The organism is Bacteroidota bacterium (assembly GCA_030706745.1).
In the GTDB taxonomy this organism is placed as follows: domain Bacteria; phylum Bacteroidota; class Ignavibacteria; order Palsa-1295; family Palsa-1295; genus PALSA-1295.
This window is the reverse complement of the sequence record JAUZNX010000007.1, coordinates 24,471-47,447: the sequence shown is the minus strand read 5'-3', so window position 1 is coordinate 47,447 and position 22,977 is coordinate 24,471. Positions and strand designations below refer to the sequence as shown.

Annotated in this window: 24 protein-coding genes; 9 read left to right on the top strand and 15 right to left on the bottom strand. The window is 53.9% G+C overall.

The window, feature by feature from the left end; all coding sequences use genetic code 11:
- Positions 1 to 7 precede the first annotated feature (7 nt).
- From had to Q8902_09520, 4 genes are read left to right on the top strand one after another with little or no spacing between them, the layout of a single operon-like run.
- Positions 8 to 1,081, top strand: a complete 1,074-nt coding sequence (had, locus tag Q8902_09535) for a 6-hydroxycyclohex-1-ene-1-carbonyl-CoA dehydrogenase (GenBank protein MDP4199801.1) — start codon at positions 8 to 10, stop codon at positions 1,079 to 1,081.
- The gene (gene oah, locus Q8902_09530) at positions 1,078 to 2,172 is read left to right on the top strand and encodes a 6-oxocyclohex-1-ene-1-carbonyl-CoA hydratase (GenBank protein MDP4199800.1); all 1,095 of its coding nucleotides are present in this window, start codon (positions 1,078 to 1,080) and stop codon (positions 2,170 to 2,172) included. Before had ends, oah begins: the two co-directional genes overlap by 4 nt.
- Positions 2,169 to 3,020: an enoyl-CoA hydratase/isomerase family protein gene (locus Q8902_09525; GenBank protein ID MDP4199799.1), complete on the top strand. Its 852-nt coding sequence runs from the start codon at positions 2,169 to 2,171 to the stop codon at positions 3,018 to 3,020. The genes oah and Q8902_09525 overlap by 4 nt, the downstream gene beginning before the upstream one ends.
- Positions 3,007 to 5,034 (top strand): 3-hydroxyacyl-CoA dehydrogenase/enoyl-CoA hydratase family protein, encoded by a 2,028-nt coding sequence (locus tag Q8902_09520; GenBank protein ID MDP4199798.1) that lies wholly within the window; start codon positions 3,007 to 3,009, stop codon positions 5,032 to 5,034. The genes Q8902_09525 and Q8902_09520 overlap by 14 nt, the downstream gene beginning before the upstream one ends.
- 31 nt (positions 5,035 to 5,065) lie before the next feature.
- Here the strand turns inward: Q8902_09520 and Q8902_09515 are convergent, their stop codons facing one another.
- The 10 genes from Q8902_09515 to Q8902_09470 form a co-directional block, all read right to left on the bottom strand.
- The gene (locus Q8902_09515) at positions 5,066 to 6,118 is read right to left on the bottom strand and encodes a site-2 protease family protein (GenBank protein ID MDP4199797.1); all 1,053 of its coding nucleotides are present in this window, start codon (positions 6,116 to 6,118) and stop codon (positions 5,066 to 5,068) included.
- Positions 6,102 to 6,791: a hypothetical protein gene (locus tag Q8902_09510; GenBank protein MDP4199796.1), complete on the bottom strand. Its 690-nt coding sequence runs from the start codon at positions 6,789 to 6,791 to the stop codon at positions 6,102 to 6,104. The genes Q8902_09515 and Q8902_09510 overlap by 17 nt, the downstream gene beginning before the upstream one ends.
- A gap of 143 nt (positions 6,792 to 6,934) precedes the next feature.
- Entirely contained in the window at positions 6,935 to 8,077 is a 1,143-nt protein-coding gene (locus Q8902_09505; GenBank protein MDP4199795.1) for a glycosyltransferase, read from the bottom strand.
- Positions 8,078 to 8,144: 67 nt separating this feature from the next.
- A complete protein-coding gene (locus tag Q8902_09500; GenBank protein MDP4199794.1) occupies positions 8,145 to 8,831 on the bottom strand; it encodes a fumarylacetoacetate hydrolase family protein in 687 nt (228 codons plus the stop codon).
- Between the two features lie 101 nt (positions 8,832 to 8,932).
- The gene (locus Q8902_09495) at positions 8,933 to 10,231 is read right to left on the bottom strand and encodes a DUF6252 family protein (GenBank protein MDP4199793.1); all 1,299 of its coding nucleotides are present in this window, start codon (positions 10,229 to 10,231) and stop codon (positions 8,933 to 8,935) included.
- A gap of 88 nt (positions 10,232 to 10,319) precedes the next feature.
- A complete protein-coding gene (ruvX, locus tag Q8902_09490; GenBank protein ID MDP4199792.1) occupies positions 10,320 to 10,742 on the bottom strand; it encodes a Holliday junction resolvase RuvX in 423 nt (140 codons plus the stop codon).
- A gap of 19 nt (positions 10,743 to 10,761) precedes the next feature.
- Positions 10,762 to 11,226, bottom strand: coding sequence for an HIT family protein (locus tag Q8902_09485; GenBank protein MDP4199791.1), 465 nt, complete (start codon positions 11,224 to 11,226; stop codon positions 10,762 to 10,764).
- Complete coding sequence (locus Q8902_09480; protein MDP4199790.1) at positions 11,223 to 13,577, bottom strand: bifunctional (p)ppGpp synthetase/guanosine-3',5'-bis(diphosphate) 3'-pyrophosphohydrolase; 2,355 nt, start codon at positions 13,575 to 13,577, stop codon at positions 11,223 to 11,225. Before Q8902_09480 ends, Q8902_09485 begins: the two co-directional genes overlap by 4 nt.
- 99 nt (positions 13,578 to 13,676) lie before the next feature.
- On the bottom strand, positions 13,677 to 14,516 hold the full coding sequence (locus Q8902_09475) for an MqnA/MqnD/SBP family protein (protein MDP4199789.1): 840 nt from the start codon (positions 14,514 to 14,516) through the stop codon (positions 13,677 to 13,679).
- A gap of 112 nt (positions 14,517 to 14,628) precedes the next feature.
- The gene (locus Q8902_09470) at positions 14,629 to 14,934 is read right to left on the bottom strand and encodes a hypothetical protein (protein ID MDP4199788.1); all 306 of its coding nucleotides are present in this window, start codon (positions 14,932 to 14,934) and stop codon (positions 14,629 to 14,631) included.
- Positions 14,935 to 15,138: 204 nt separating this feature from the next.
- On the opposite strand from Q8902_09470, the gene Q8902_09465 reads away from it, so the two are divergent.
- Positions 15,139 to 15,510 (top strand): hypothetical protein, encoded by a 372-nt coding sequence (locus Q8902_09465; GenBank protein MDP4199787.1) that lies wholly within the window; start codon positions 15,139 to 15,141, stop codon positions 15,508 to 15,510.
- A gap of 70 nt (positions 15,511 to 15,580) precedes the next feature.
- On the opposite strand, the gene tdh is transcribed toward Q8902_09465, so the two are convergent.
- From tdh to Q8902_09445, 4 genes are all read right to left on the bottom strand, one after another.
- Complete coding sequence (gene tdh, locus Q8902_09460; GenBank protein ID MDP4199786.1) at positions 15,581 to 16,660, bottom strand: L-threonine 3-dehydrogenase; 1,080 nt, start codon at positions 16,658 to 16,660, stop codon at positions 15,581 to 15,583.
- 307 nt (positions 16,661 to 16,967) lie between these two features.
- A complete protein-coding gene (locus Q8902_09455) occupies positions 16,968 to 17,420 on the bottom strand; it encodes a DUF2231 domain-containing protein (GenBank protein MDP4199785.1) in 453 nt (150 codons plus the stop codon).
- Between the two features lie 12 nt (positions 17,421 to 17,432).
- Positions 17,433 to 17,771, bottom strand: a complete 339-nt coding sequence (locus Q8902_09450; protein MDP4199784.1) for a hypothetical protein — start codon at positions 17,769 to 17,771, stop codon at positions 17,433 to 17,435.
- Between the two features lie 80 nt (positions 17,772 to 17,851).
- The gene (locus Q8902_09445; protein MDP4199783.1) at positions 17,852 to 18,022 is read right to left on the bottom strand and encodes a hypothetical protein; all 171 of its coding nucleotides are present in this window, start codon (positions 18,020 to 18,022) and stop codon (positions 17,852 to 17,854) included.
- A gap of 145 nt (positions 18,023 to 18,167) precedes the next feature.
- Here Q8902_09445 and Q8902_09440 point away from each other — a divergent pair, with 145 nt between their 5' ends.
- Positions 18,168 to 18,839, top strand: a complete 672-nt coding sequence (locus Q8902_09440; protein ID MDP4199782.1) for an RNA polymerase sigma factor — start codon at positions 18,168 to 18,170, stop codon at positions 18,837 to 18,839.
- Positions 18,840 to 18,852: 13 nt separating this feature from the next.
- On the opposite strand, the gene mtgA is transcribed toward Q8902_09440, so the two are convergent.
- Positions 18,853 to 19,641 carry a monofunctional biosynthetic peptidoglycan transglycosylase gene (gene mtgA / locus Q8902_09435; GenBank protein MDP4199781.1) on the bottom strand — a complete coding sequence of 263 codons (789 nt, stop codon included), beginning with the start codon at positions 19,639 to 19,641 and terminating at the stop codon, positions 18,853 to 18,855.
- Between mtgA and Q8902_09430 the strand changes: the two genes are divergently transcribed.
- From Q8902_09430 to Q8902_09420, 3 genes are all read left to right on the top strand, one after another.
- Positions 19,640 to 20,845, top strand: coding sequence for a small ribosomal subunit Rsm22 family protein (locus Q8902_09430; GenBank protein MDP4199780.1), 1,206 nt, complete (start codon positions 19,640 to 19,642; stop codon positions 20,843 to 20,845). The two genes, mtgA and Q8902_09430, sit on opposite strands and share 2 nt — an antisense overlap.
- A 162-nt stretch (positions 20,846 to 21,007) precedes the next feature.
- Entirely contained in the window at positions 21,008 to 21,217 is a 210-nt protein-coding gene (locus tag Q8902_09425) for a hypothetical protein (protein ID MDP4199779.1), read from the top strand.
- 185 nt (positions 21,218 to 21,402) lie between these two features.
- The gene (locus Q8902_09420) at positions 21,403 to 22,977 is read left to right on the top strand and encodes a DUF1800 domain-containing protein (GenBank protein MDP4199778.1); all 1,575 of its coding nucleotides are present in this window, start codon (positions 21,403 to 21,405) and stop codon (positions 22,975 to 22,977) included.

Genomic DNA, 22,977 nt, shown 5'->3' with positions numbered 1-22,977 from the left:
CACTTCAATGGCAAAGACACTCTCCTCCTGGCGCATGGTCGCCCGCGATGCGGACTTGGTGCAGACCTCGATTCCGATTCCGACGTTAGCGGCGGGCGAGGCACTCATCAAAATTGCCGGCTGCGGCGTGTGCCACACCGACATTGGATTCTGGCACGATGGCGTAGCGACGCGTCATGCGTTGCCTCTGACACTTGGTCACGAGATCAGCGGCGTGGTCGAGGATGGACCAACCGAACTCATCGGACGTAGTGTCATTATTCCGGCAGTCTTGCCATGCGGTGAGTGCGAGCTGTGCACGTCCGGTCGAAGCAATATTTGCCGCAATCAGAAGATGCCGGGTAACGATTTTGACGGAGGCTTTGCCTCGCACATCACTGTGCCTGCTCGCTTTCTCTGTCCGGTACCCGAGCGACTGCTGCAACATCATGATCTTGCAACGCTCAGTGTGATCGCGGATGCGGTGGCCACCCCATATCAGGCCGTGAGGAAGTCTGGCCTTGTGGCCGGCGATCTTGCGATTGTTGTTGGAATCGGCGGCGTCGGCATTTATGGCGCGCTGATCGCCAAGCTGTACGGTGGCAAGGTGCTCGCTATCGACATCAGCGATGAGCGGCTTGCATCGGCCTCGGCCATGGGCATTCCCGCAACACTGAATACAAGCGGACTCGAACTTAAGGCTATCAAGAGCAAAGTGCGCGAACTCGCGACGAAGCTTGGAACTCCCACCAACGGCTGGAAGATCTTCGAATTTTCTGGTACGAAGGCGGGACAAGAACTGGCATTCAATCTTATGTCCTATGCCTCAACGGTTTCGATCGTTGGCTTCACGATGGATAAGATGGAAGTCCGCCTGAGCAATCTCATGGCCTTCGATGCGACGATGATCGGCACCTGGGCTTGCAAGCCGGAGCTGTATCCGGAGATTCTGGATCTCTTCGCGGATGGCCGGCTCACTGTCGAGCCGTTTGTCGAGAAATTTCCGATGGACGATATCAATCAAATATTTCATAATACGCTCGCGCACAAATACACGAAACGCTCAGTCCTCGTACCGAACGGCAATCCATTACGACCATGAAGCAACTCATCAATCACAATTTGGTGCGGGCCGAATACTCGCACATCAACTTCGAGAAGCGCCCCTGCAGGACCAGTACCGGCGAAGCCATCGATGGCTTGTTCAATGCCTGGATTGTCCTGAACAATCCCGATCAGTATAACTCCTATACGACCGAGATGATCAAAGAGGTGATCCTCGCATTTCGCGAAGCCTCTAACGATCGCAGCGTGTCCTCCGTGGTATTCACCGCCGTCGGTGACAAAGCATTTTGCACCGGCGGCAATACCAAAGAATATGCCGAGTACTATGCCGGGAATCCGCCAGAGTACAAGCAGTACATGCGGCTTTTCAACGATATGGTCTCGGCCATTCTCATGTGTGATAAGCCGGTCATCAATCGTGTCAATGGTATGCGCATTGGTGGTGGGCAGGAGATTGGCATGGCCTGCGATTACTCTATCGCACAGGACCTCGCTCGGTTTGGTCAGGCTGGACCGAAGCATGGGAGTGCTCCGGATGGCGGCTCGACAGACTTCCTTCATCTGTTCGTAGGCATCGAGCGTGCGATGTTTTCCTGTACGGTCTGTGAACCCTGGACCGCACACGAAGCCTATCGATATGGTCTCATCACAGAAGTCGTGCCTGCAACTCGCATTGATGGCGCTTGGGTACCGAATCCGTTAGTGGTCACCGATCGCTGGGTCGATGAGAGTGGCCAGCTTGTATACGGTACGATGAAGACCGGTACTGCGCTCGCCGATGGCAAGGCGCTAATGAAGCGGGCGACGATTGATCTTTCGAAGCTCGATGACGCAGTCGAACGGCTGTGCATGAAGCTCATGAACACATTCCCGAACTGCCTCACAAAGACGCTTGGATCGGTGCGAAAGAAGAAGCTCGAGCATTGGGATGCGAATAAAGAGAGCAATCGCGAGTGGCTCGGGCTCAATATGATGACCGAAGCTTCTGCTGGCTTCAAGGCATTCAATGACGGGCCGAAGGAGCATCGCGAGGTCGATTTTATCCGACTGAGACAATTGCTCGCCGAAGGTACTCCCTGGACCGAAGAACTCGTTCGAGAAATTTCTCCGCAATTTGCGCAAGTATGAAGGTCTCTGACACAGAACTGAGATGCCTTCGCATTGAGCGTGCGCTTGCCACTGGCGCGCCCGAGCCCTCGTGCGTGCGTCTCACATTGACGGGTAGCAAGGGCAATATCCTTACTCGTGCGGCGATGGAGGAATTGCGGAAATCGCTTGCTGCAATCAAACAGGATCCGACGGTCAAGGCCGTTATTATTACCGGAGAGGGAAAACACTTCTCATTTGGTGCGAGTGTCGAGGAACATACACGCGTACATGCCGCCGATATGATCCACGATTTCCATGGCTTAATTCAGGACATCGCGACGCTTGGGATTCCAGTCATCAGCGTTGTTTCCGGATATTGTCTCGGCGGCGCAATGGAAGTGGTGCTTGCCACAAATCTCATTTTTGCCGATGAGACGGCGGTCTTCGGTCAGCCGGAAATCAAGCTTGGGGTCTTTCCACCACCTGCCTCGCTCCTGCTTCCGCTCAAGATTGGCTATGGTCGCGCCGAGGAAGTATTGCTTACCGGTGAGAATATCCCCGCGGCGAGCGCCTATGCAATGGGCCTTGTCAATCGATTGTACCAAACGACAGAGGCCCTGCGGGACGGCGCCGATGATTGGATTCGCACGCATCTCCTTCCGAAAAGTGCGAGTTCTCTTCGGTTTGCCACGCAAGCAGAACGATCGGTTTTTACAGAGACACTTCGAGTGCACCTTCCGCGGCTCGAACGACTCTATGTCCATGAACTTATGGAGACCCACGATGCCAACGAAGGGATCGCGGCATTTCTCGAAAAACGAAAACCAGAATGGATGAGCGCGCCAAAGATCGCGGACATCCAAGGAGTAATCAATGAAAGCGATTGAGACAGTTGGCGTGGTCGGCGCCGGGACAATGGGCGCGGCGATTGCGCAGAAATTTGCACAAGAAGGATTCACGGTTATCCTGCATGACCGAACGCTGGGTTTTGTCGAGCGTGGCATGGCTGCACTCAAAGCAAGTCTAGCTGAAGGAGTGGCTCGCAAGGTATTCACCAGCGATCAGGTAGAAGACATTCTAGGGCGAATCCACGGCACGGCGGAGGCAACGGACCTTGCAGTCTGTGATCTCGTCGTCGAAGCAATCTTTGAAGATCTCGAAGCCAAAAAGGCGCTCTTCGCAAAATTGAGTGCTATCCTGCGCGACGAGGCGATCATTGCCACGAACACGTCATCGTTCTCCGTATCGGTCCTTGCGAAGTCCGTATCGAATCGAGCTCGGTTCTGCGGAGTACACTACTTCTTCCATGCAGCAAAGAACCGGCTCGTCGAGATCATCCCGGGAGAATGCACATCCCCTGAGACAGTCCAGGCGCTGCAACGGTTTGCATTCGAGACCGGAAAAGACCCGATCGTATGCCGTGACCGGCCAGGGTTTGTAGTGAATCGTTTCTTTGTACCATGGCTGAATGAGGCAGCGCGGCTGCTTGAAGAAGGTATTGCAGGCGAAAATCCTGCCGAAGCCACGCGAATCATCGACAGTGTTTGCCGCTCCACGTTCCAAATTGGCATGGGGCCGTTCGCGTTGATGAACGCCACCGGCGTGGCCATCGCGTATCATGCGGAACGGACGCTCGAATCGCTCGGGCCGCTCTATGCTGTTGCGAAGGTACTAAGAGACCAGGGCTCGAAAGGCAACCCATGGGAGATCGCTGAAGATACCGCCGATTCTGCACCGGTCAATCCGGATGTTGAGCAAGCGATTCGCGACCGGATGCTCGGCGTGGTATTCTTTGTTTGCGGCGAACTGCTTGCCGAGGACGTCTGCACGCCTTCGGAACTGAATCGCGGAGCTCGCATCGGTCTGGCATGGCGTAAGGGGCCGATTGAGATGATGCAGGCGGCTGGCCGTGATACTGTGGATCGGATGATTAATGCAATCGCCAAACGGTATGAGTCCGAGGTGCTACAGGGAATCGCAACGGCATTCGAGCCGATGCAATTTGTGTCGCTTCGCTATTCTGCCCGCACGGCGATTATCACGTTCGAGCGACCCGAGGATCTGAACGCATTGAACGAAGATGTCATCACGCAGCTCTCGGAGCGATTCGAAGAAGCTGCGCGCGACCCGCGCTGCGACACGATCGTACTTACGGGAACAGGCAAAGCATTCGTAGCCGGTGCGGATATTGGGTTCTTTATCAAAAACATTCGCAAAGGAAGCATCGAGCGCATCATCGAATTTACCGAGCGTGCGCAACAAGTATTTGATCGCATCGACCGCTGCCCAAAGCGGGTGATTGCGCTGCTAAACGGTCTGACGCTGGGCGGCGGACTCGAGCTCGCGCTGTGCGCCGATGAAATATACGCGCTCAAGGATGCTCAACTTGCGTTTCCTGAGACTGGTATCGGTATCTATCCCGGACTCGGTGGTACGCAACGTACCGTGCGCCGAACCGGAAAAGGGATTGCGAAATATCTCATCTTCACGGGCGAGATGCTCGGTGCCACCGATGCCGCTCAGGTGGGGCTGATCGATAGCGTCATCGAGTCCGATGAGTATTTCCAGATATTACAGGGTAACATGACCCGGCGGCAACTCGAGCAGGCTTCTGCCACACATCCCTGGGCTGCGATCAATAGTCTCTTCGAGGAAGTGACGGTGGATAAGCTGATCAGTGATCAACCGCTTTCGAGCGGCCTGGCCAATGATGAAATCGACCGATTCCGTAAGCGCATTCGCCAGAAGGCGCCGATCGCGCTTCACGTTGCCGAACGGCTCGTCAACGAGGCCAGAGGTTGTTTTTCCGAACTCGAAGAACTTCCGGCCATCTTCCGCACAAGCGATGCCTTGTTAGGGCTCAGCTCGGTAGGGAAGAAGGTAACTTTCACTGGCAATTAGCCGAGGGAGGCGAGGCCGTTTCCTTCTCGCTCTACTGTCCCGTCACGACGAGCGGTGAGGGTGTGAAGCAGAGGATGAAGATCAGGATCGCGATGTAGCCAATAATCGAACGGCGAAGGTCCAACGGACTCTCGTCCTCGGAAGGCGGGTGATGGAAGCGAATGATGAGCGTTGTAATGATCGCCCACATGAGCCACATTTCTCCGCCGGGAATCATAAGGCTTTGCAGCCATCCCGGCGGGGTGTCGAAGATATAAAGCGCCGCCGACGGCAAAGAGATTGCGAAAAGTCCGATCGCGGTCAGTTGTCCGATCGTGCGATGGGCGCGGCGACCGAAGAGCGTGTAAGTCAAGTGTCCACCATCGAGCTGTCCGACAGGCAGCAGATTCAGAGCTGTCACGAATAATCCGAACCAGCCAGCGCAGAGCATCGGGTAGTGATAGATCTCCGTCATGGGCGGGATGTATCCATTGGAATTTGCGAAGAGCTTCTCCATGATCGTGAAGAAGATGGTCTTACCGAAGGTCAACTCCATTACACCAGGCCCGCTGGGCACATTCGGATAGCCGGGGTGAATCTGTTGCAGATACTCGATACCGGGCAGCGTCGCAAAGCCGATGGCAAGTATGATAATGCAAGCGATGAAGCCGGAGATTGGTCCGGCAACGCCGATATCGAACATAACTTTGTTCGATGGCACCCGAGAGCGGGTCCGGATTACGGCGCCGAGTGTACCAAAGTTGATCTGGCCCGACATATAGCCCGGAAATGGAATATAGTAGGGGAGTGTCGCATCAACGCCATGAATTCGCGCGGCGATGAAATGCCCGAACTCGTGCGCTGTCAGGAATGCAAGGATGAGCGCAGCGTATTCAAATCCGAAGTGGAGATTCGCAATATCGCCGAGATCGTGTGCAAGCCCGCGCCACTGAACACCCGCAACGGTCGTGGTGAAGAACGTGAGGACGAATAGCGTGATGTGCAGCCAGAGCCGCTGCTTGCCGAGCGCACGATCGAATAAGCGCTGGACTGGCGTTCGACCCGGAATCGGGGTGGAGATCGATGAGTTAGAGACCTCGGACATCGAGTTGTAATTTGAGTTGACTTACTTTTGCACCCGCATCCGTGCCAGCCCAGGAGGCGCCGTAATAGTAATAGCAAATTAGGTCGGATGTACCTAGGTGCTCTGCCGATTGCTCGAAACGAAAGCCAGTTGCTAAGGAAGGGAAGACCGGTCCCGAATCGCTCGAAACAAATAGGTTTAGTGTACGGCGTGTCCAGGAAAGAAGTCGTCCCTGTTCGCCGGCTTCCCGGGTTGAGTTACGAAAGAAACACCAAGTTAGGTCCGCGGGTGCTGCGATCCACGGCTCTATCTTTGTGACCTGGTGAAAGTAACTCCGAATGCCGATTGTAAGAAGGAAGTTATGATCGATCCAAAGCGGCGTTTGCCACATTGCCTCAACAAATTCGCGGCTATATTTGCTGCTCGATCCCGCTACAACCGTGTCTTTGCCATCTACATCGTGCGAAGAAATGTGACTGATTCGCGCGCGCCAATTTGAGATGCCGTCTCCCCATAGCAGGAAGGCACCAAAGAAATAATCAACCGTCTCGACCGGGAATCGGAAGTCTGAAAGTAATCGAAGACGGCTCCATGCTTCGCCCTCGAGGCCAAGACCGGCTCGGGTTCCAACCTGAAGAATAGGGCGACCAAATCCCATTTGTAGCCACATGGTGCGGTCTGATAATTCTTTCACAATAGCAAATCGATTCGGTTCAAGGAATCGAGTCGGTTCTGATGACCACTCTGGTATTGGGCTCGTGGAAGCCCAGGCGACCCCCGGCTGAGCATTACTAATCACCGGAGCCAGAAATAATATGACGAGTACGACTGCTCGTCTCAATGCTTGTACACCCGCCCCTTCCACTTGACATTCTTCTGCATCATCATGATTGGCATCGAAAAGATAAAGAGGGCAAGATAAACTTCATAGATCGGAAAGAACTTCAGCAACGATTGCTTGCTGGTCCGGGTGAGCACAGGCAGGATGATGAGCAGGTCGGCGGACCATTTTATCGCGATGACGGCAAGCGCTGCGGCGACGGGCAGCACGAAGAGTGCGGCGATCATCGCGGCGTGACCAAGAAGACCAATGATAAAAATAAGGTACCCGAGCGCCTTCAGGCTTTCGCCACCCTTGACCCATCGGTGCTTCTGCCGCCACCAGGCACGGAAGTTCGGGCAGGGCTGGCTCATTACCGTGAGGTCGCCATGGAGCGGGAAGCTGACCTTCCAGGGCTTCTTGCGCCAGATGGCCTGGAACAGTGCATAGTCTTCTGTCACGCTGAACGGAATTGTTCGATATCCACCAACATCTTCATAGGCGGCACGGCGCACCGAGATGTTATTGCCGATGACGCTGAGTGGAATATTCACGTTCGCGCTGGCCATTGCGAGTCCGAGCAGATACGACCAGTCGATCGACTGGATGCCATCGAGAAAGTACTTCACATCGAGCAGCGTGATGCTCGCGACCATTCCTGTGTCATCGTGATAGTACTTCAGATATTGCCGTACCCAGTTTGGCCGGACGTGGCTGTCAGCATCAGTGATCATGACAAATTCCCCGGTAGCGTGATCCATGCCTTGCGTGAGCGCATTGACTTTGCCGCGCATGTGCATGATTTCTTCACCGGTTCGGAGAACCTGCAAGTTTGGCATGCGTTGCTTCCACGCTTCGAGAATTTGCGGCGTGCGGTCGGTCGATTTATCATCAACAATCAAGACCTGAAGTCGGTCTTTTGGATAATCGATTTTCTCGAGTGATGCAAGGCATCGGTCGATGTTCAGCTCTTCATCGCGCGCGCAGACAAGAACCGTACAACTTGGCAATGGCGACAGATCCGCATCGCGATTGGCTATATCGAGATCATCACTTGGTTCTCGCATTGCCCGAAAGACCCCGATGGCATACAGAGCATGCTCGACAAAGTAGATCAAGACGGCCAGCAGAAACAAACCCGAAAGATAGTAGATATTCATCCGTTATGAGCGTGACCACAGAACCCTCATTACCCCGCCTTCATCCCGCATATTCCGCAAGGAGCCATCATCCCCATTCTGTTACTTGCGCGTGAAAATCGAGCAGTACTTCGTCTGGATTTGCGGTATGTAGCTGCATGATGATCTTGTCTTCGATTGCCAGAGGACCGGTGCCGCGGGGTGTCCCAGTGAAGAGAAGATCGCCGGGTCGGACGGCGAAGAATCTCGAGATATACGGCATCAGCATCTCTGGAGAAAAGATCATCTGGTTCGTTGATGCGCGCTGTCGAAGCTCATCGTTGACCCAGAGTGAAAAGCCAAGCTCTTCGAATGGCGGCGCCGATTCGAACGGAATAAAATGGCTGATCTGTGCTGCGCCGTCGAAGCCTTTTGCGACGGTCCAGGGCAAGCCTTTGCGCTTCGCTTCATTTTGGAAATCGCGCATTGTCAGGTCAAGCCCGACGCCATAGCCGGCAATGACGTCGGCTGCACTGTAAGCCTGAATATTTCGACCGCCCCCGCGCAGTAGCAGGATGAGTTCGCCCTCGAAATGAAGTTCCTTTGTACGCGGCGGATACTCGATGATGTTATATGAGCCATGCCGGATGGCATTGTACGGCTTCGTAAAAATAATCGGGTCTTGTGGCACTTCATTGCCGAGTTCTTCGGCATGCTCGACGAAATTGCGTCCGACACAGAAGACCGTTCCTGCTTCGTACTCTTCTTCACTGGGACGATCGAAAATTAGCCTCATAGTTGGTATGGCTCAGGAAGTTTATACAATATCACATTGAAACATAACACCCAAATGGCGTCTCGGAGTCCGCATTGCCCAAATAATGGCAAGGGCCTCATTTACTCCCTCGCGAACATCATATTATCGATCACGCCGTTCGTAATTGTAATCGACTGATGGCTACTGGTCTGCGCTGTAAATGAGAAGGTACCGGACATCCGGCGTGCGACGGTATCGAATTTTGTGATGGTAAGCGTGCCGCTTCCGCCATACATGTTGGAATATACATCCATGCCTGCGCTGTATTGCGCGAAGCCGGTTCCGGACTTTATCGCCCACGTGAGCGGGAATATGCCGACTGCTGGAGCATAGACGTTCAACTGAAGGCTTTGCTGCGTTGCATCCAGCTCGACACAGTGCACAACCAGTTGATCGCTGCCGACGATGTAATCGACCGTCGGATCATCGCGGTTTGGGTTCGGCTTGAACTGGAGGGTTCCGGCAGTGGCTGTCATCGAGCCCTGTCCGAACAATCCACTGTGAAAACAGACATTCCGGAACGTGCCCTTCAGCGTGTCGAACACATTCGGATTGTTCGGAGTCGTTTCCACGACGACAACCGAAAACGAACCGGACATCATGTTCTGGACCGTGTCAATGTTCGTGATTGTAAAGTAGCCGCTCGCATGTACGGAAGAGTACCAGTTATCGACGCTCCGCTCGCTGGCCCAGCAGCCCGTTTGGTCTGCGTTGCTTGTAATGGCATAGGTTGCGGGCACAAGGCCCTTCGTCAATCCGCACCAAATCGTCAACCCGAAATCGCCACGACTACTATATTGTGTCGAGGAATAATTGAAGCCAATGGCGATGCGGTTTCCCGGCGTACCGTCGAAATATTCATTGTAGTAGCTGGCCATCGCGTCGCAATAGGATGGGACGTTCGCGCGATCGAGCGTATCGCCATTGCGAACAAACTTGAACGAGCCGAGCGTGGATGGCAACGCAAATGTTGACGTGTCAATTGCGGTGTCCCTCGTCATGATTGTGATGATGGTCCGCGCAGAATCGCGCGCAACGCCAGTGGAATCCACGTACACCGCCTTGATCGAATGCTTTCCGGAGACATTGAATGTAAACGAACATGTGTCGAGGCTCGTGCGAAACATGCGCACTGTGTCAACTAACCACGTAATGGTGTAAGGCTTTGGCAAGGGGCTGGGCGTTGCGGAAATCTTGAACGTGACTGTGCTGTGAGGCTGGGCCGTGCTCGAATCAGGGGTGATTCGGAGCGCATGCCGAGCCGTGTCGCCTTTGGCGATGGAACCGGAAGATGCAGGCGGCGCAGCAGGATTTGATGAGCAGGAAATGAAGAATGCTGTGACCAGAATGCAGAGTAGGATTGGGCGAAACAGAGCCATGATTTACCTGGACTTAGAAAGGAATGAAACCGACACTGCAAATATACTACGCCGCGAGTCGCAATCTGTCCGTTGCCCTGGGATGGCATCAGAGCGCCCGGTTTCCAGAACTGTCCAAATACTCCTGCAAAATGATCCGCGCTGCCTCCTCATCGTGCAGCCCTTTTTGCTCGCGGCGCGATTTACTCATGCCGCGCTCGGCGATATTGGTCCCCGCAATGATGGAAGTCAGTCGCTCGTCACGTGCCACCACCGCAACGCCAATCGGATCAAGCGCAGCCTGAAGTCGTTTCCGAAATTTCAGGACTTCGCTTGTCATGGCGCTCTCCGTATTCTTAAGTGTGCGTGGGATTCCGAGCAGCACTGTGCGAACGGACTCTGCCTGCACCAATGCAACGATCGTTCGAATAAGATTCTGATCGTTCGGGATCGTGCCCCGAGCCGAGGCAAGCATTCGGCCTTGATCCGAAATGGCGACGCCCACTCGTTTCGTGCCGTAGTCGAGCGCCATTATGCGATAACGGTTATCGTCAGGCACTTAATATGAGGTTTTGGACTCGAGTGAGTTCAGCGTCCGGCATCCGTGGACCATCGTGGGTGGTGAGATAGCCCTGATAGATTTCGGTAAAACGCGGTTCTTTACTGAGGATCGGTTTCCAGGGACCATCAGGAATGCCGTGCATCGGAATGAGCTTCACATGAGCGTGGTCCACACCCATCCCTTCGGCAATCAACCCAACGCGCTTGCAGTTCAGTGCGCGTTCCAGGGTATGGGCGACATTCCGCGCAGCCATCATCAGGTCCAAGTACTTTTCTTCGTCCATTGAGAGGATCGCACCGGTCTCATGTGCTTTGGGGATGACGACAGTAAAGCCGGGGGTGTTCGGGAAAGGAGTTAAGAACGCTATATGTGACGCCGACTCGAAGACCTTCCAGGATGGAAAGTCGCCGCGGACAATCTTGCAAAAGATGCAGTCCTCATTGGTCATGGTCATTCTTCGAATCGTTCCACGCTGGTGACGCCACGGACTTTACGGAGCTTCTCGACCAACCGCGCGAGATGATATGTGTTTTTGACAAAGACCGTCATCTTGCCATCGAACATCGCGTCCTTCGAATCGATATTGACCGAGCGGATATTCGTATTGTTGTAGCTTGAGATTACGTGTGTGAGATCGCTGAGCATCCCAGGGCGGTCCTCGCCAAAAACGCGAACGCCGACTAAGTAGTCCGCGCCTTCTTCCGTGCTCGGCCACGAGACATCGATCAGCCGCTCTTCTCCGCTGGCCTGCAGCTTCTGGATGTTCTTGCAGCTCGTGCGGTGAATCTTGACGCCCTTGCCAATCGTCACGACTCCAATCACTTCATCTCCCGGCACAGGATTGCAGCACTTTGCATAGCTATAGAGCAGATTATCCTTTCGGCCCTGAATCAGGATGCCCGTTGTGGCACGTGAGTGCTCCATATAGGAGACCGTTGTTGGCTCGTCACGTTTCTCGGCTCCACGATCGTCCTTCGCGCTCCCGGGACGCAGCCAATCTTTCAGGCGCTTGAGATAGTCTTCGATCTCGATATCTGCCACGCCAATGGCCGCGTAAAACTTGCTCAGAGTTCCAAGCGGCGTGGAGGAGGCAAAGCGGACCAGCATATCGTCATTGACGTGCAGTCGCGCTTTCTCGAGACGTTTACGCCAGAGATCGCGGCCTTGCTGGATGCGCACGCGCTGCTCGTCGTTCAAGAATCGGCGAATGTGCGAGCGCGCTTTATGGGTGACGACGAACTTCTCCCAGTCCGATGTGGGCGACTGGTTCTTCGACGTGATGATTTCGATCTGATCGCCGCTCGAAAGCTTTTGATGCAGCGGGACAATGCGTCCATTCACTTTCGCGCCGATCGTACGAAGCCCCACTTGTGAGTGGATTTCAAATGCAAAATCGACCGCTGTAGCGCCCTTCGGAAGTATACGCAGCTCACCCTTCGGCGTAAAAACGTATATCTCGTCCTGGTAGAGGTTCAGCTTGAAACTTTCGAGCAGGACACTCGGGGCATCTTCGCCATGCTGCTCGAAGACATCGCGGACCCACTTGACCCACTCCTCCAAATCAGGATCGGCGGCTGTGATATGCTCTTTGTATTTCCAGTGCGCCGCGACTCCTTTTTCCGCAATCTCATTCATCGCCCGCGTGCGAATCTGAACTTCCACCATACGACCATTAGGCCCGATTACGGTTGTGTGAATGGACTGGTAGCCATTCTTCTTCGGCAGAGAGATGTAATTCTTGAATCGCTCAGGGACAGGCGTATAGATCGATGAAACCATGCCAAAGACTGCGAAGCAATCGTTATCGTTGGGCGTATCGAGTAAAATGCGGATCGCAAAAAGATCGTAGACTTCGTCAAGGCCTTTCCCTAAACGGATCATCTTGTTGTAGATCGAGAAGAGATGCTTCGGCCGCCCGACAATTTCGAATTTGAATTTCTGCTCGTTCAGCGCCTCGACAATCGGCTCGATAAAGCTCGCGATATAGGTTTCGCGCTCGATCCGCTTTTCGGCCAGGGCTTTCTTGATGTCATTGAAGGCTTCGCGGTTCAGGACCTTGAACGCGAGGTCCTCCATTTCCCACTTGATGCGACCAAGTCCGAAGCGATTGGCAAAGGGAGCGTAAATATCGAGCGTCTCCTTTGCCATGCGGAACTGCCGCTCCGGCGGCAAGTATTCAATCGTCCGCATATTGTGCAGGCGATCGGCAAATTTGACGAGCATGACGCGAACATCGCCGACCATCGAGAGCAGGAGCTTTCGATAGCTCTCGGCCTGTGTGATTTCGCGGGACTTGAAAATATCGGTTATCTTCGTGGCTCCATCCACAATGTCCGCGACTTCATTGCCAAATTCTTCGCGGATCTCCGAGAGTTGATAGACGGTGTCCTCAACCACATCATGCAGCAGTGCGGAGACGATTGAAATATCATCGAGCGGGATTTCCTGCGCGACGATCATCGAAACCTCGAACGGATGGATGAAATATGGCTCGCCAGAGGCGCGCCGGTCGTTCTTATGCGCTTCGTAGCATAGCCGAAACGCACGAATAATTAGCTCTTCATCGAGCGCACGAAGATTCTTGCGGCATGCGGCGAGAAGATCATTTAGCTTATCGGCATACAACTCATCATTCGTTGCGCTGCTCCACCGCGCAGCGCGTCCTTCCGGGCCGCGTCCTTCCGGGTTGCGCCCTTCCTGGGCGCGAGCATCGGCAGGACGCCCGTCCTTCGCCGGCGTGCGGCGTTCATCGCCATCAATGGATGGTGCGGTTGACCTCGTTGTTGTCAATATTTCTGCGGCCATAACGTAGTACCAATAATAGCAACGTACTGCCGCGCGTAGCTGGTTTCATCGGGACATTAACGGCGCTTCACCCAACAGGGGGACGCGCCACATTACCTGTTAATACAGGTGTATTTCACCGACTTCAGGAATAATCCCAGCTTCCGATCCCAAGCGGAATAGGTACTCCAGCGCCTTTTTGCCGCGCTCGCCCATGTCGATGGTTACATCATTGACATACATTTTGACGAATCGAGCGCCAGTGTCCGCATCGATGCCGCGGCCCCATTGCAGTGCGTATTCGACGGATTCTTTTTCGTCCTGATAGGCCCACTTAATTGAATCGCGAAGTGATTGTGAAATGATGCGAGCCATCTCTTCGCCCAGGTCTTTGCGCACGCAATCGAGTCCGAGCGGAAGTGGCAAGCCGCCGGTCTTCTCTTGCCAGATTTCTCCGAAATCGGCCAGCTTGTTCAAGCCATAGTCTTTCCAGGTGATTTGGCCTTCATGGATGAGCAATCCTGCATCTACGGAGCCATCGAGCACGGCGCTAATGATGGCATCGAACGCCATTTCGCGAGACTGGATATGCCCAAACCAGGCGCGAAGTAAAAGATTCGCCGTGGTCAGCTTGCCGGGTTGCGCGATGACCGCATTCGGGTCAGCTTCGAGTTCTTGAATCGTCTTATACTTCTTCGAGACGATAATCGGACCATAGCCTTCACCCATTGAGGCGCCGGTTTTCATAATCCAGTATTTGTCGGCCACATACGGATAGGCATGCGCGCTGATCGCCGTAACAGGCAGTTCGCCTGACATCGCGCGAACGTTCAGCGACTGAATATCATCGAGCACGTGGTCGATCTCGTATCCCGGGATGGTTGCCTTCTTGGTGGCAAAGCCGTAAAACATGAAAGCATCGTCGGGATCCGGGGAGTGGCCGATTTGTAATAAGTTCAAGGCAGGAATAGAAATGCGGAATTAGAAAAATGGGAATAGGAATTGTGCCGCGCCTGAACGAAGGAGACGGCGGTGGAAGTTCGCTATCTTCTGGGAGAATGTGACGTTCCGATTACGGCAGCGCCTGTTCCATGGCGTCTTTGAACTCGTTAAAATCGTTTGTGACGCCAAGCACGATGGTCTTATCATCGACGCCGCGCGATGGCGAGCCGAAATAGATCCGCGTGTTTGCGCCATCCATATTTGGTTGTGCCTGCTCGAAGCCGACGACCTGATTGGGATTGATATAGATCGTCGTATGCCATCCGGTGCCGGCACGCTCGACCGCGATCAGCTTTTTCCGATCGCTTCCTTCGAACCCCATGATGAGTAATGCGATGACAACAACGGTACTGCTAATGAGAAGTGACTTCTTCATAGGAGCGAATGATTTTGTTGGACGGATACGCAGAGAGGACTCTGCGCCGTTACTCTCAAAACGAAAGATACGAAGAAATGGCATCGTTTGACTCAAACATCGAGATGCCGGACTTAAACCACCGAGCTGATTCGGCGTCATATCATGAAATGACGAAGGCATAACCTTCACTCCCAATAACCAACTTCGTTTGAGAGGTAACCTATGAAACTTGCATCGAAACACTCCAGCCTGATCGGCCGGCTCATTATGCTCGCGATATTCGCATTTGGCGCATCCATGCTTGGTACTCAGGCCCTACAGGCCCGCACTCTGGCATTTGCGCCCGATTCCGTACGTCATGATTTGAAAAAGGACGCTAAAGCTGTGCGTCGCGACAAGCGCATTCAACATGCGCTGCGAAAGGATATTGCCAAGGATAAGGCCACACTTCGGAACGATCTGAAGAGCGGGAATACAACAGGAGCCAAGGCCGATGTGAAAGATTTGAAGAAGGACGTGAAGAACATTCGCAAAGTGCACCGCAATTTGACCAAGAACCGCCACGAGCTGCTGAAGGACAAAACCGGAAAGTAACCTGATTACGAACCGGTCAATTTAGGGACGTGCACTGCACGTCCCTTTTGCGTTATTGCAGTGGAAGGCCTCAGGCGTGACCGTTCTTCATAAACGAGACATCCGGAAACAGCACGATCTTTCCGACTTTCTTCGGCGATTCGATCATGAGTTCGAATGCCTCTTCGAAATTTGTAAGTGGCATCTTGTGTGTCACAACAGGGCGGACATTCAATCGGCCTGAGGAGAGTAAGTTCGAGACTGTGAACCAGGTGTCCATCATGAGCCGGCCATTAATGCCATAGAAGCGGCCGCCATTGAAGATAATATCATTGAGCGGTGTCGGGACCAAGTTCTCCTTGAAGATGCCGAAGTAGCAATAGCGCCCGCCACGGCGGAGCATTTTAATGCCATCCTGCATCGCGCTGGGTACACCGGACATCTCGATCACGACATCAGCACCAATTCCTCCGGTCGCTTCCTTGACAATTGAGACCGCATCTTCATTGGCAACATTGATAATACGGTCGGCGCCCATCTGCTTGCCAATGTTGAGTCGGAACGGCTCGATCCCCGTAAGGAAAATTTGTGTGGCACCGGAAGCACGAGCCACGCCGACGGAAAACAGGCCGATCGGGCCGTCGCCCAGAATTACGACACTCTTGCCGTGGACTGGTTCGATGAGGGTCGCATGTACCGCATTGCCGAGTGGCTCCTGAATACTGAGATACTCAGGCGGGATCGTCGTGTCGTTCTTCCAGAGTACAACTTCCGGCACGACGAGATACTCAGCGAACGCACCGTTCGTATCGACGCCCAAAATTTTGAGATTGTGGCAGATGTGCATTTGTCCCGTCATGCACTGTTTGCAGTGTAGGCATGGGATATGCGTCTCGACCGAAACGACATCGCCTTCCTGGACCCGTGAAACAACGCTGCCTTTTTTGACAATCACCCCGGTCGTTTCGTGGCCCACGGTATAGGGGACGTTCAGAACGCGTGATTGTGCCCAGGCGTCCCATTCATAGATATGGACATCGGTACCGCATAGGCTGGATGCTTGCACTTTGATGAGGACCTCATTGGGCTTGATCTCGGGGATCGGAATTTCCTGGATTTCAGCGCCCCGAGCCCGTTTGGTCTTACGAAGGGCGATCATTGTTTCTGGCATGGGAGTATTGCGTTTCCTTTCTTGAGCGCGTGCTAACAAGCGGAGCCCGGCAAGGATTCTGCCCATACGGATTTCGGCATGCGAAATCATCTCGGATGTGTCCCATATCTTTAACTGCTTGGACGAAGAAGTTGCCTCGCATGATTTTGAACGCCTCGGCGCCCGGTGCATACGCGTTGCGGGGCGTGCACACACGCCGTTGGCCAGGGGGCTTCGAACATGCTTACCAGGCAAGCAAATGGCGATGCGTGGATTGAAAGGGTTGAGTGACGAGAGCACGATTTGGAGATGCAAATTGTCCGGCAGTTTATTGGTTGATTGCACCTGGCTTTGTGCGTCCAACTCCATAACGAAATATTAGATCGCCTCCAAATTTATTGCCAACGAGCATCAAGACCGTGCAGAGGAGTTCGACGGCGAGGCGAATGACCTGATCGCCTGGGTGCGAGGCGAGGAATAATGCCCAGGTAAATCCTGATAAGGCCGATGCGTTAATACCGCCATGCACTAATCCCATCGACAGTTCGGGCGAGGCTTGTGGCAGACGGATTAGATCCCATAAGCCAAAGCCAACGGCGAGCCATCCCATGGTAACGCCGGGCCAAAGAAGCAGCGTAATGTCCAGCATGAACGACAGATGTCCGAAGATGCCTAGCGCATCGAATGCTGCCGCCGTTGGCAAAAGTGCAGCGGGAAAGTGTACGAGCATGACGTGGATGGGATGCCCGAAGAGCTTCCCCCTCAATAGATCGCGCAGCATGTTGTTGATGAATTATCCGAATGCTACTGTCAGCAAAATAAGAAACGAGGCGACGGCAATAAGCCCGTGGACGACCGCGAGCCATTTCGGTCCGGCCTTTTTCATCAGATCACGTGCGAAGAGGAGAAATCCGCCGAGCGCCGCAATGACGAAGAGTGTAATGCTCGTCGAGACACTCCTGGCGTCGGCGCCCATCGCATATACAATGAGGAGCACCAAACCGGTGGCTGCAACGAGGCCGTGCAGATAGACGACGGCCTTGTTGGTCGCCTGGCTTTTGAGTACGGCGATCAAATTCATCAACCCGAAGACGGCGGCGACTGCAAAGAGTACGATAGATACAGTAAGCATTGGATAAGATGTTTTTGTTTGAGAATTTTGTAACCTACGCGCATTAGATGCACCAAATGTGCATTGGTTACAACAATCGCTTATAGCGATTCCAAGCATTCGACCAAATCGAGCTTTTGCTGCTCTGAAAGATTCAATTTCTTCACGGTGGTATAATACTTTGCTGCCGTCCGCGCGGCCGAGGGATCGCTCACTCTCTCCAGCTTCTCGAAGCTTCGAGCCGGTTCTCCGCACCCGGAAAGAGTAGACATAAAGGTAAGGCCAAGTTGGCAAGTGTAAGAAGAATTGCTGGTCGGTGTGTCGTTTGCATGATTTTTCTCGATTGAGTGAGGCACATTGTAACGTACGCGCTGTGGATGCATCTAATCAGAAAAGGTTACAGTTAAGGAAACGCACATGCCGATTAAGAAGCCCAGCGTACAGAAGGGACCGACCGACCAGGAATTGGCCCAGCGAATCGTCGCCGGAGAGGCTGCACTTTTTGCGGTGTTGATGAAGAGATACAATCAGCGGCTCTACCGGATTGCGCGCGGCCTGGGCATTCCGGATATCGAGTGTGACGATCTGCTGCAGCAAACGTATATTCAGGCATATCTGAAGCTTCCGCAATTTCGCGGGGAGAGTGCGTTTGCAACCTGGCTGACACGCATTCTCATCAATCAGGGTCTGATGTTCCTTCGAAAGAAACGGCCGGCCATTAGCGAGCAAGGACAATTAGAGGGTCTGGGTCTCGATGCAGCCGAACACATAGCCTCTCCATCGCCGACGCCCGAGCGGGAGTTGCTGCGCCGCGAATTGCGGAGTGTCATCGAACACGCTATCGAACAATTGCCGAAGGATCACCGCATTGTCTATGTCATGCGCGAAATCGAGGACATGAGTATCGCCGATATTTCCCGAAGTCTTGGAATTTCAGAATCGAATGTGAAGGTCAGACTTCATCGCTCGCGAAGACTACTGCAAGCCCGGCTTCGCGATTACGTAGGCCCGGATCTTTATGAATTCGGTAATGCGCGCTGTGATGCGATCGTCCATCACGTTTTACGCGCGGTGAGCGTCACGCTATAGCGTCACGCTATTTCTAATCCGGTTCGCCATCTTCATCTTCATCACTCGGGATGCCGCGCATTTGGCGCAGGATACGGGCAGCCCGGCGCTGGATATACGCAGATGGATGGGAAGCACTCCATCGCTTTGGGTTCGGGAGCACCGAGGCCATTTGCGCGGCCTGCTGCTGTGTGAGTTGGCCTGCATGACGTTTGAAGTGGAATAGTGCACCTTCCTCCGCGCCATAGACATTCGGTGCGAACTCCGCCACGTTCGCATACATCTGGAGGATCCGCTCTTTCGGCCACATGAACTCGATGAGCACGGTGTAATAGGCTTCGACACCTTTGCGAATGAAGCTATGCCATGGTGGCAGGAAAAGATTTTTTGCGACTTGCTGCGAGATCGTGCTCGCGCCGCGCATGGGGCGGTTCGGGTGTCGGGCGTGAGATTGCTGTGCCTTTTCAATCTCGACCAGATCGAAGCCATGATGCTGATAGAACCGCTGGTCCTCTCCGGCAACGAAGGCGGAGTAGAGATATGGCGAAATTTCGTTGCGACCAAGATTTGTATGCGACCATGTGATCCGCTCGCCGGCGAACAAATGATCGAACATTCGGAAGACCATCATCGTCGTGACGGGCGGATTGATGAACCGCAGTGCGGCGACTTGAACGATGGGAATCGCGAGCGCAATCAGCGCAATCCGCCACAACCATGAATACCAACGGCGTTTGCGCGGCGCAATCGTTTGAGCTGGAAGTTCTCCTCCGGCGGCAAGCTGCGGAGCGACACTGGTTGTTTGACGTGTTGCGGTTTCCATGTTACAACTGCCACGAGAGTACACCGTAGCGCTCGAAGAGGTTCTTGGCCTGCGGCTTATCGACGATAGACCAGCAAGCAAGGAGACCCGAACGAAGCTTGCGAGGATTGCGCGGGATGTGATCCAACTTTCGGAGGGACTGACGAAGTCGCGCGAGGAATTTGTTCGCTCCGAATACTTGCGCGATGAGGATCAACAGCAGGCGTATTTTCTCTACTATACTACGACCAATCTTCTGAAGCTTTGGCCGCCATTACGCGAGCTTGCACGCTCCGGATTTTTCGCGAATCGTTCGGAGCTTCACCATCTCGATCTTGGTACGGGGACGGGCGCGGCAATTTGGGGGCTGGCGACCTATCTCGAACGTGAACAGCCAGCCATCAGTACACTTCACGCCGATGCGCGGGATAAGCTCGCGCGAAATCTGCGGACGGTCGGGCAGTTTGCATCTAATCTAAAAATGTCACTCGATCTTCGCGTATCGACATCCCAGATCGATTTAACCGCGCTTGCCATCGCGAAGGATGATCGCACATTCGACTTAATCTCGTTGATGAATGTCCTTGGGGAAATAGATGAAATGCAGGATGCGGAAATAATTGCATTCATCGATCGATCGCTCGCGGAGCACGGCGCGGCAATCATGATCGAGCCGGCGAGCAGAGAAGTCTCTCGCCGGGCGCTGAGATTTCGGGACCGGATGGTCGCAGCCGGTTTCCATGTGTTCTCGCCGTGTTGTCGGAGCGGCGACTGCCCGGCACTCGAGGATGAGAACAACTGGTGCCATACCGAGATACCTTGGAAGCGCCCCGGCTTTATCCAGACGATCGATGATGTTGCCGGGACACTTCGGCTCTCGCTCAAAGCGACGTATGCAGTCTTTCTCCGTGAGGATGTGAACCTCTCGGACAGTTTCCAGGCCCACCGCGATCTCAGCTCTGTTGGGCGTGTCGTCAGCGAGCGGTTCGATGAAAAGGGGCGCCATCGTGGGTTCATCTGCAACGAGCTTGGGCGGTGGGAATATGTCATGAACAAACGAGATAAGTCAACGACAAATCGACCCGTTACGAAGCTGGAGCGATACGATCTGGTCCAGATCTCGGGAGTCGAGGTGAGGGAACACGATGTCAAGATCGGGCACGAATCGGAAGTCCGAGTTATTAGTAATGCCGAATGCTCCGGAAGTGTGGATAACTACGGGTAACCATAAGATTGTGGATAACTATTTGCTGAATCCTGCTCATTTTTCACGGGCACCTATTGCATTCCGGCAAATAGATTCGTATATTTGTCCACAGCCATTTGTTCACAAGCTGTGGATGAGCCCTCGCTTTCACAAGGACTCATCCACTTGGAGAGACCCCAGATGATCGCAACTCTTGACCGTTTGATGGCCTTGAGCCAAAAAGTCCGCGACGCCGAGCGCACGAGCGAGCGGGAGCCAATCTATGTCGCGCTCGAACTCAACGAGGTGCGCTTGATCGAGCGGATGATCGAGTCCTATCTCGGTGATATCGATCCCTATGCCTCGAACGGCGTGGCTGATCGTTCATCAATGCATTCAGACGAATACTAAAATGTGAGTTTGCTCGCCACACCGTGTTCTTCCCACGGGTGGAATTATGTCGTTATCGCGTTGATCGGAATCAATCCGCTCGGCCGTTCGGTTGATCTTTCGCGTTGCCATTTTGCCGCCCTCTATGGGTAAGCCCTGAAGTCGTCAGGGGATCGTCCATCGCGCCGCCACTATCGGATTGTCTTATGTCGCAGACTGCTATTTCACGCCGTGGATTTCTTACGGCCTGGAAACCAAGCTCCTCGAAGAATCGCCTCGCACCGCTGACATCCGGCTTGGATCCGTTTGTACCGGACGCGAACTCGCCGTGGGATGCCTATCGGGCCGGGCACTTGCTGCGCCGAACAATGATGGGCCCGACGTGGGCGGACATCCAGACACTCCTCACACATGCCGATCCAGGGACCGCGGTTGATTTGCTTTTGTCTGGAACAACTTCTCCAACACCCCCAGCCGCCGCGAATGACCAAACCGAGAACCCATACCCGCTTGCGATTCAGGCGCAGTACGGAATATTTGGTCAGTGGGCAGCCGATGCGGCAGCGTTACGAGCCTGGTGGTCTGCTCTGCAACTGAATGCCCAGACTTCGATTCAGGAGAAGATGACCTTCTTCTGGAGCAGTCACTTCACGACACAATTTGATCTCGGCAATCTCGATTATACAATAGCACCACTTCTGTACCGGCAAAACGAGCTCTTTCGCTCGAACGCGTTAGGCAATTTTCAAGACCTGGTAAAGGCTGTCACGCTCGATGGCGCCATGCTTATCTTCCTGGGTGGCAACGAGAATAGCGGGAGCCATCCAAATGAGAATTATGCGCGGGAGCTCATGGAGCTGTATACCTGCGGACTCGGTCAGTACACTGAAGGCGATGTCCAGCAGGCGGCAAAGATCCTGAGCGGCTGGCGCGTTGGTCAGTATACAGATGCGCCCGCTCCGCATGGTATTTTCAATACGTATTTTAGTCCTGCCGATCACGATACCAGCGGCAAGACGTATCTGGGCCAGCAGTTTCCACCGATCGATACCTCGACGAATACGGAATTTCTGGTCAAGAAGAACGAGATCGATCGGCTGGTCGATGTGCTCTTTGCACAGCGGAGTCCAGCCATTGCGACGTTTCTCTCGACGAAGCTATACCGGTTCTTTGTCTATAGTGACCCGGCTTCGGTAGATCAAACCGTGGTCGCCGCTATGGCGGCTCTCCTGATCCAAAGTAATTGGGAAATCAAGCCGGTCATTTCGGCACTCCTGAAGTCCGCCCATTTTTTCGACAATGCCAATCTTGGCGCGCAGATCAAGTCGCCGGCGGAGTATGTGATCGGAATGGCGAAGCAGCTCGTCGCGAGCTATCCGGTGGATGCGAATATGACTGCAATCGGGCAACAACTCTTCCAGCCGCCGAACGTCTCGGGATGGACTGGCTATCACGATTGGATCACCACGAATACATATCCCATTCGGGGCACGCAAGCGAGCGCGGTCATTCAAACGTTGGATGATGCATCTGCGATCGCCTTTATCAAACAGTTTGCGAATTACACGGATGCGAACGCGCTGGTGACGCAGATTGGGCAACTACTGCTTCCACGTCCACTATCGACCGAGCGACAAACGACATTTGCCTCAAAGCTTACGGCGGGAGCGCCAGTCTACGAATGGGCGAGCATCCTGAACGGTAGTGACGCGACCGCGGCGCGCAATCTTCGCGATTTGCTGAGCGACATGGCATCGTTGCCTGATTTTGAACTCTGTTAA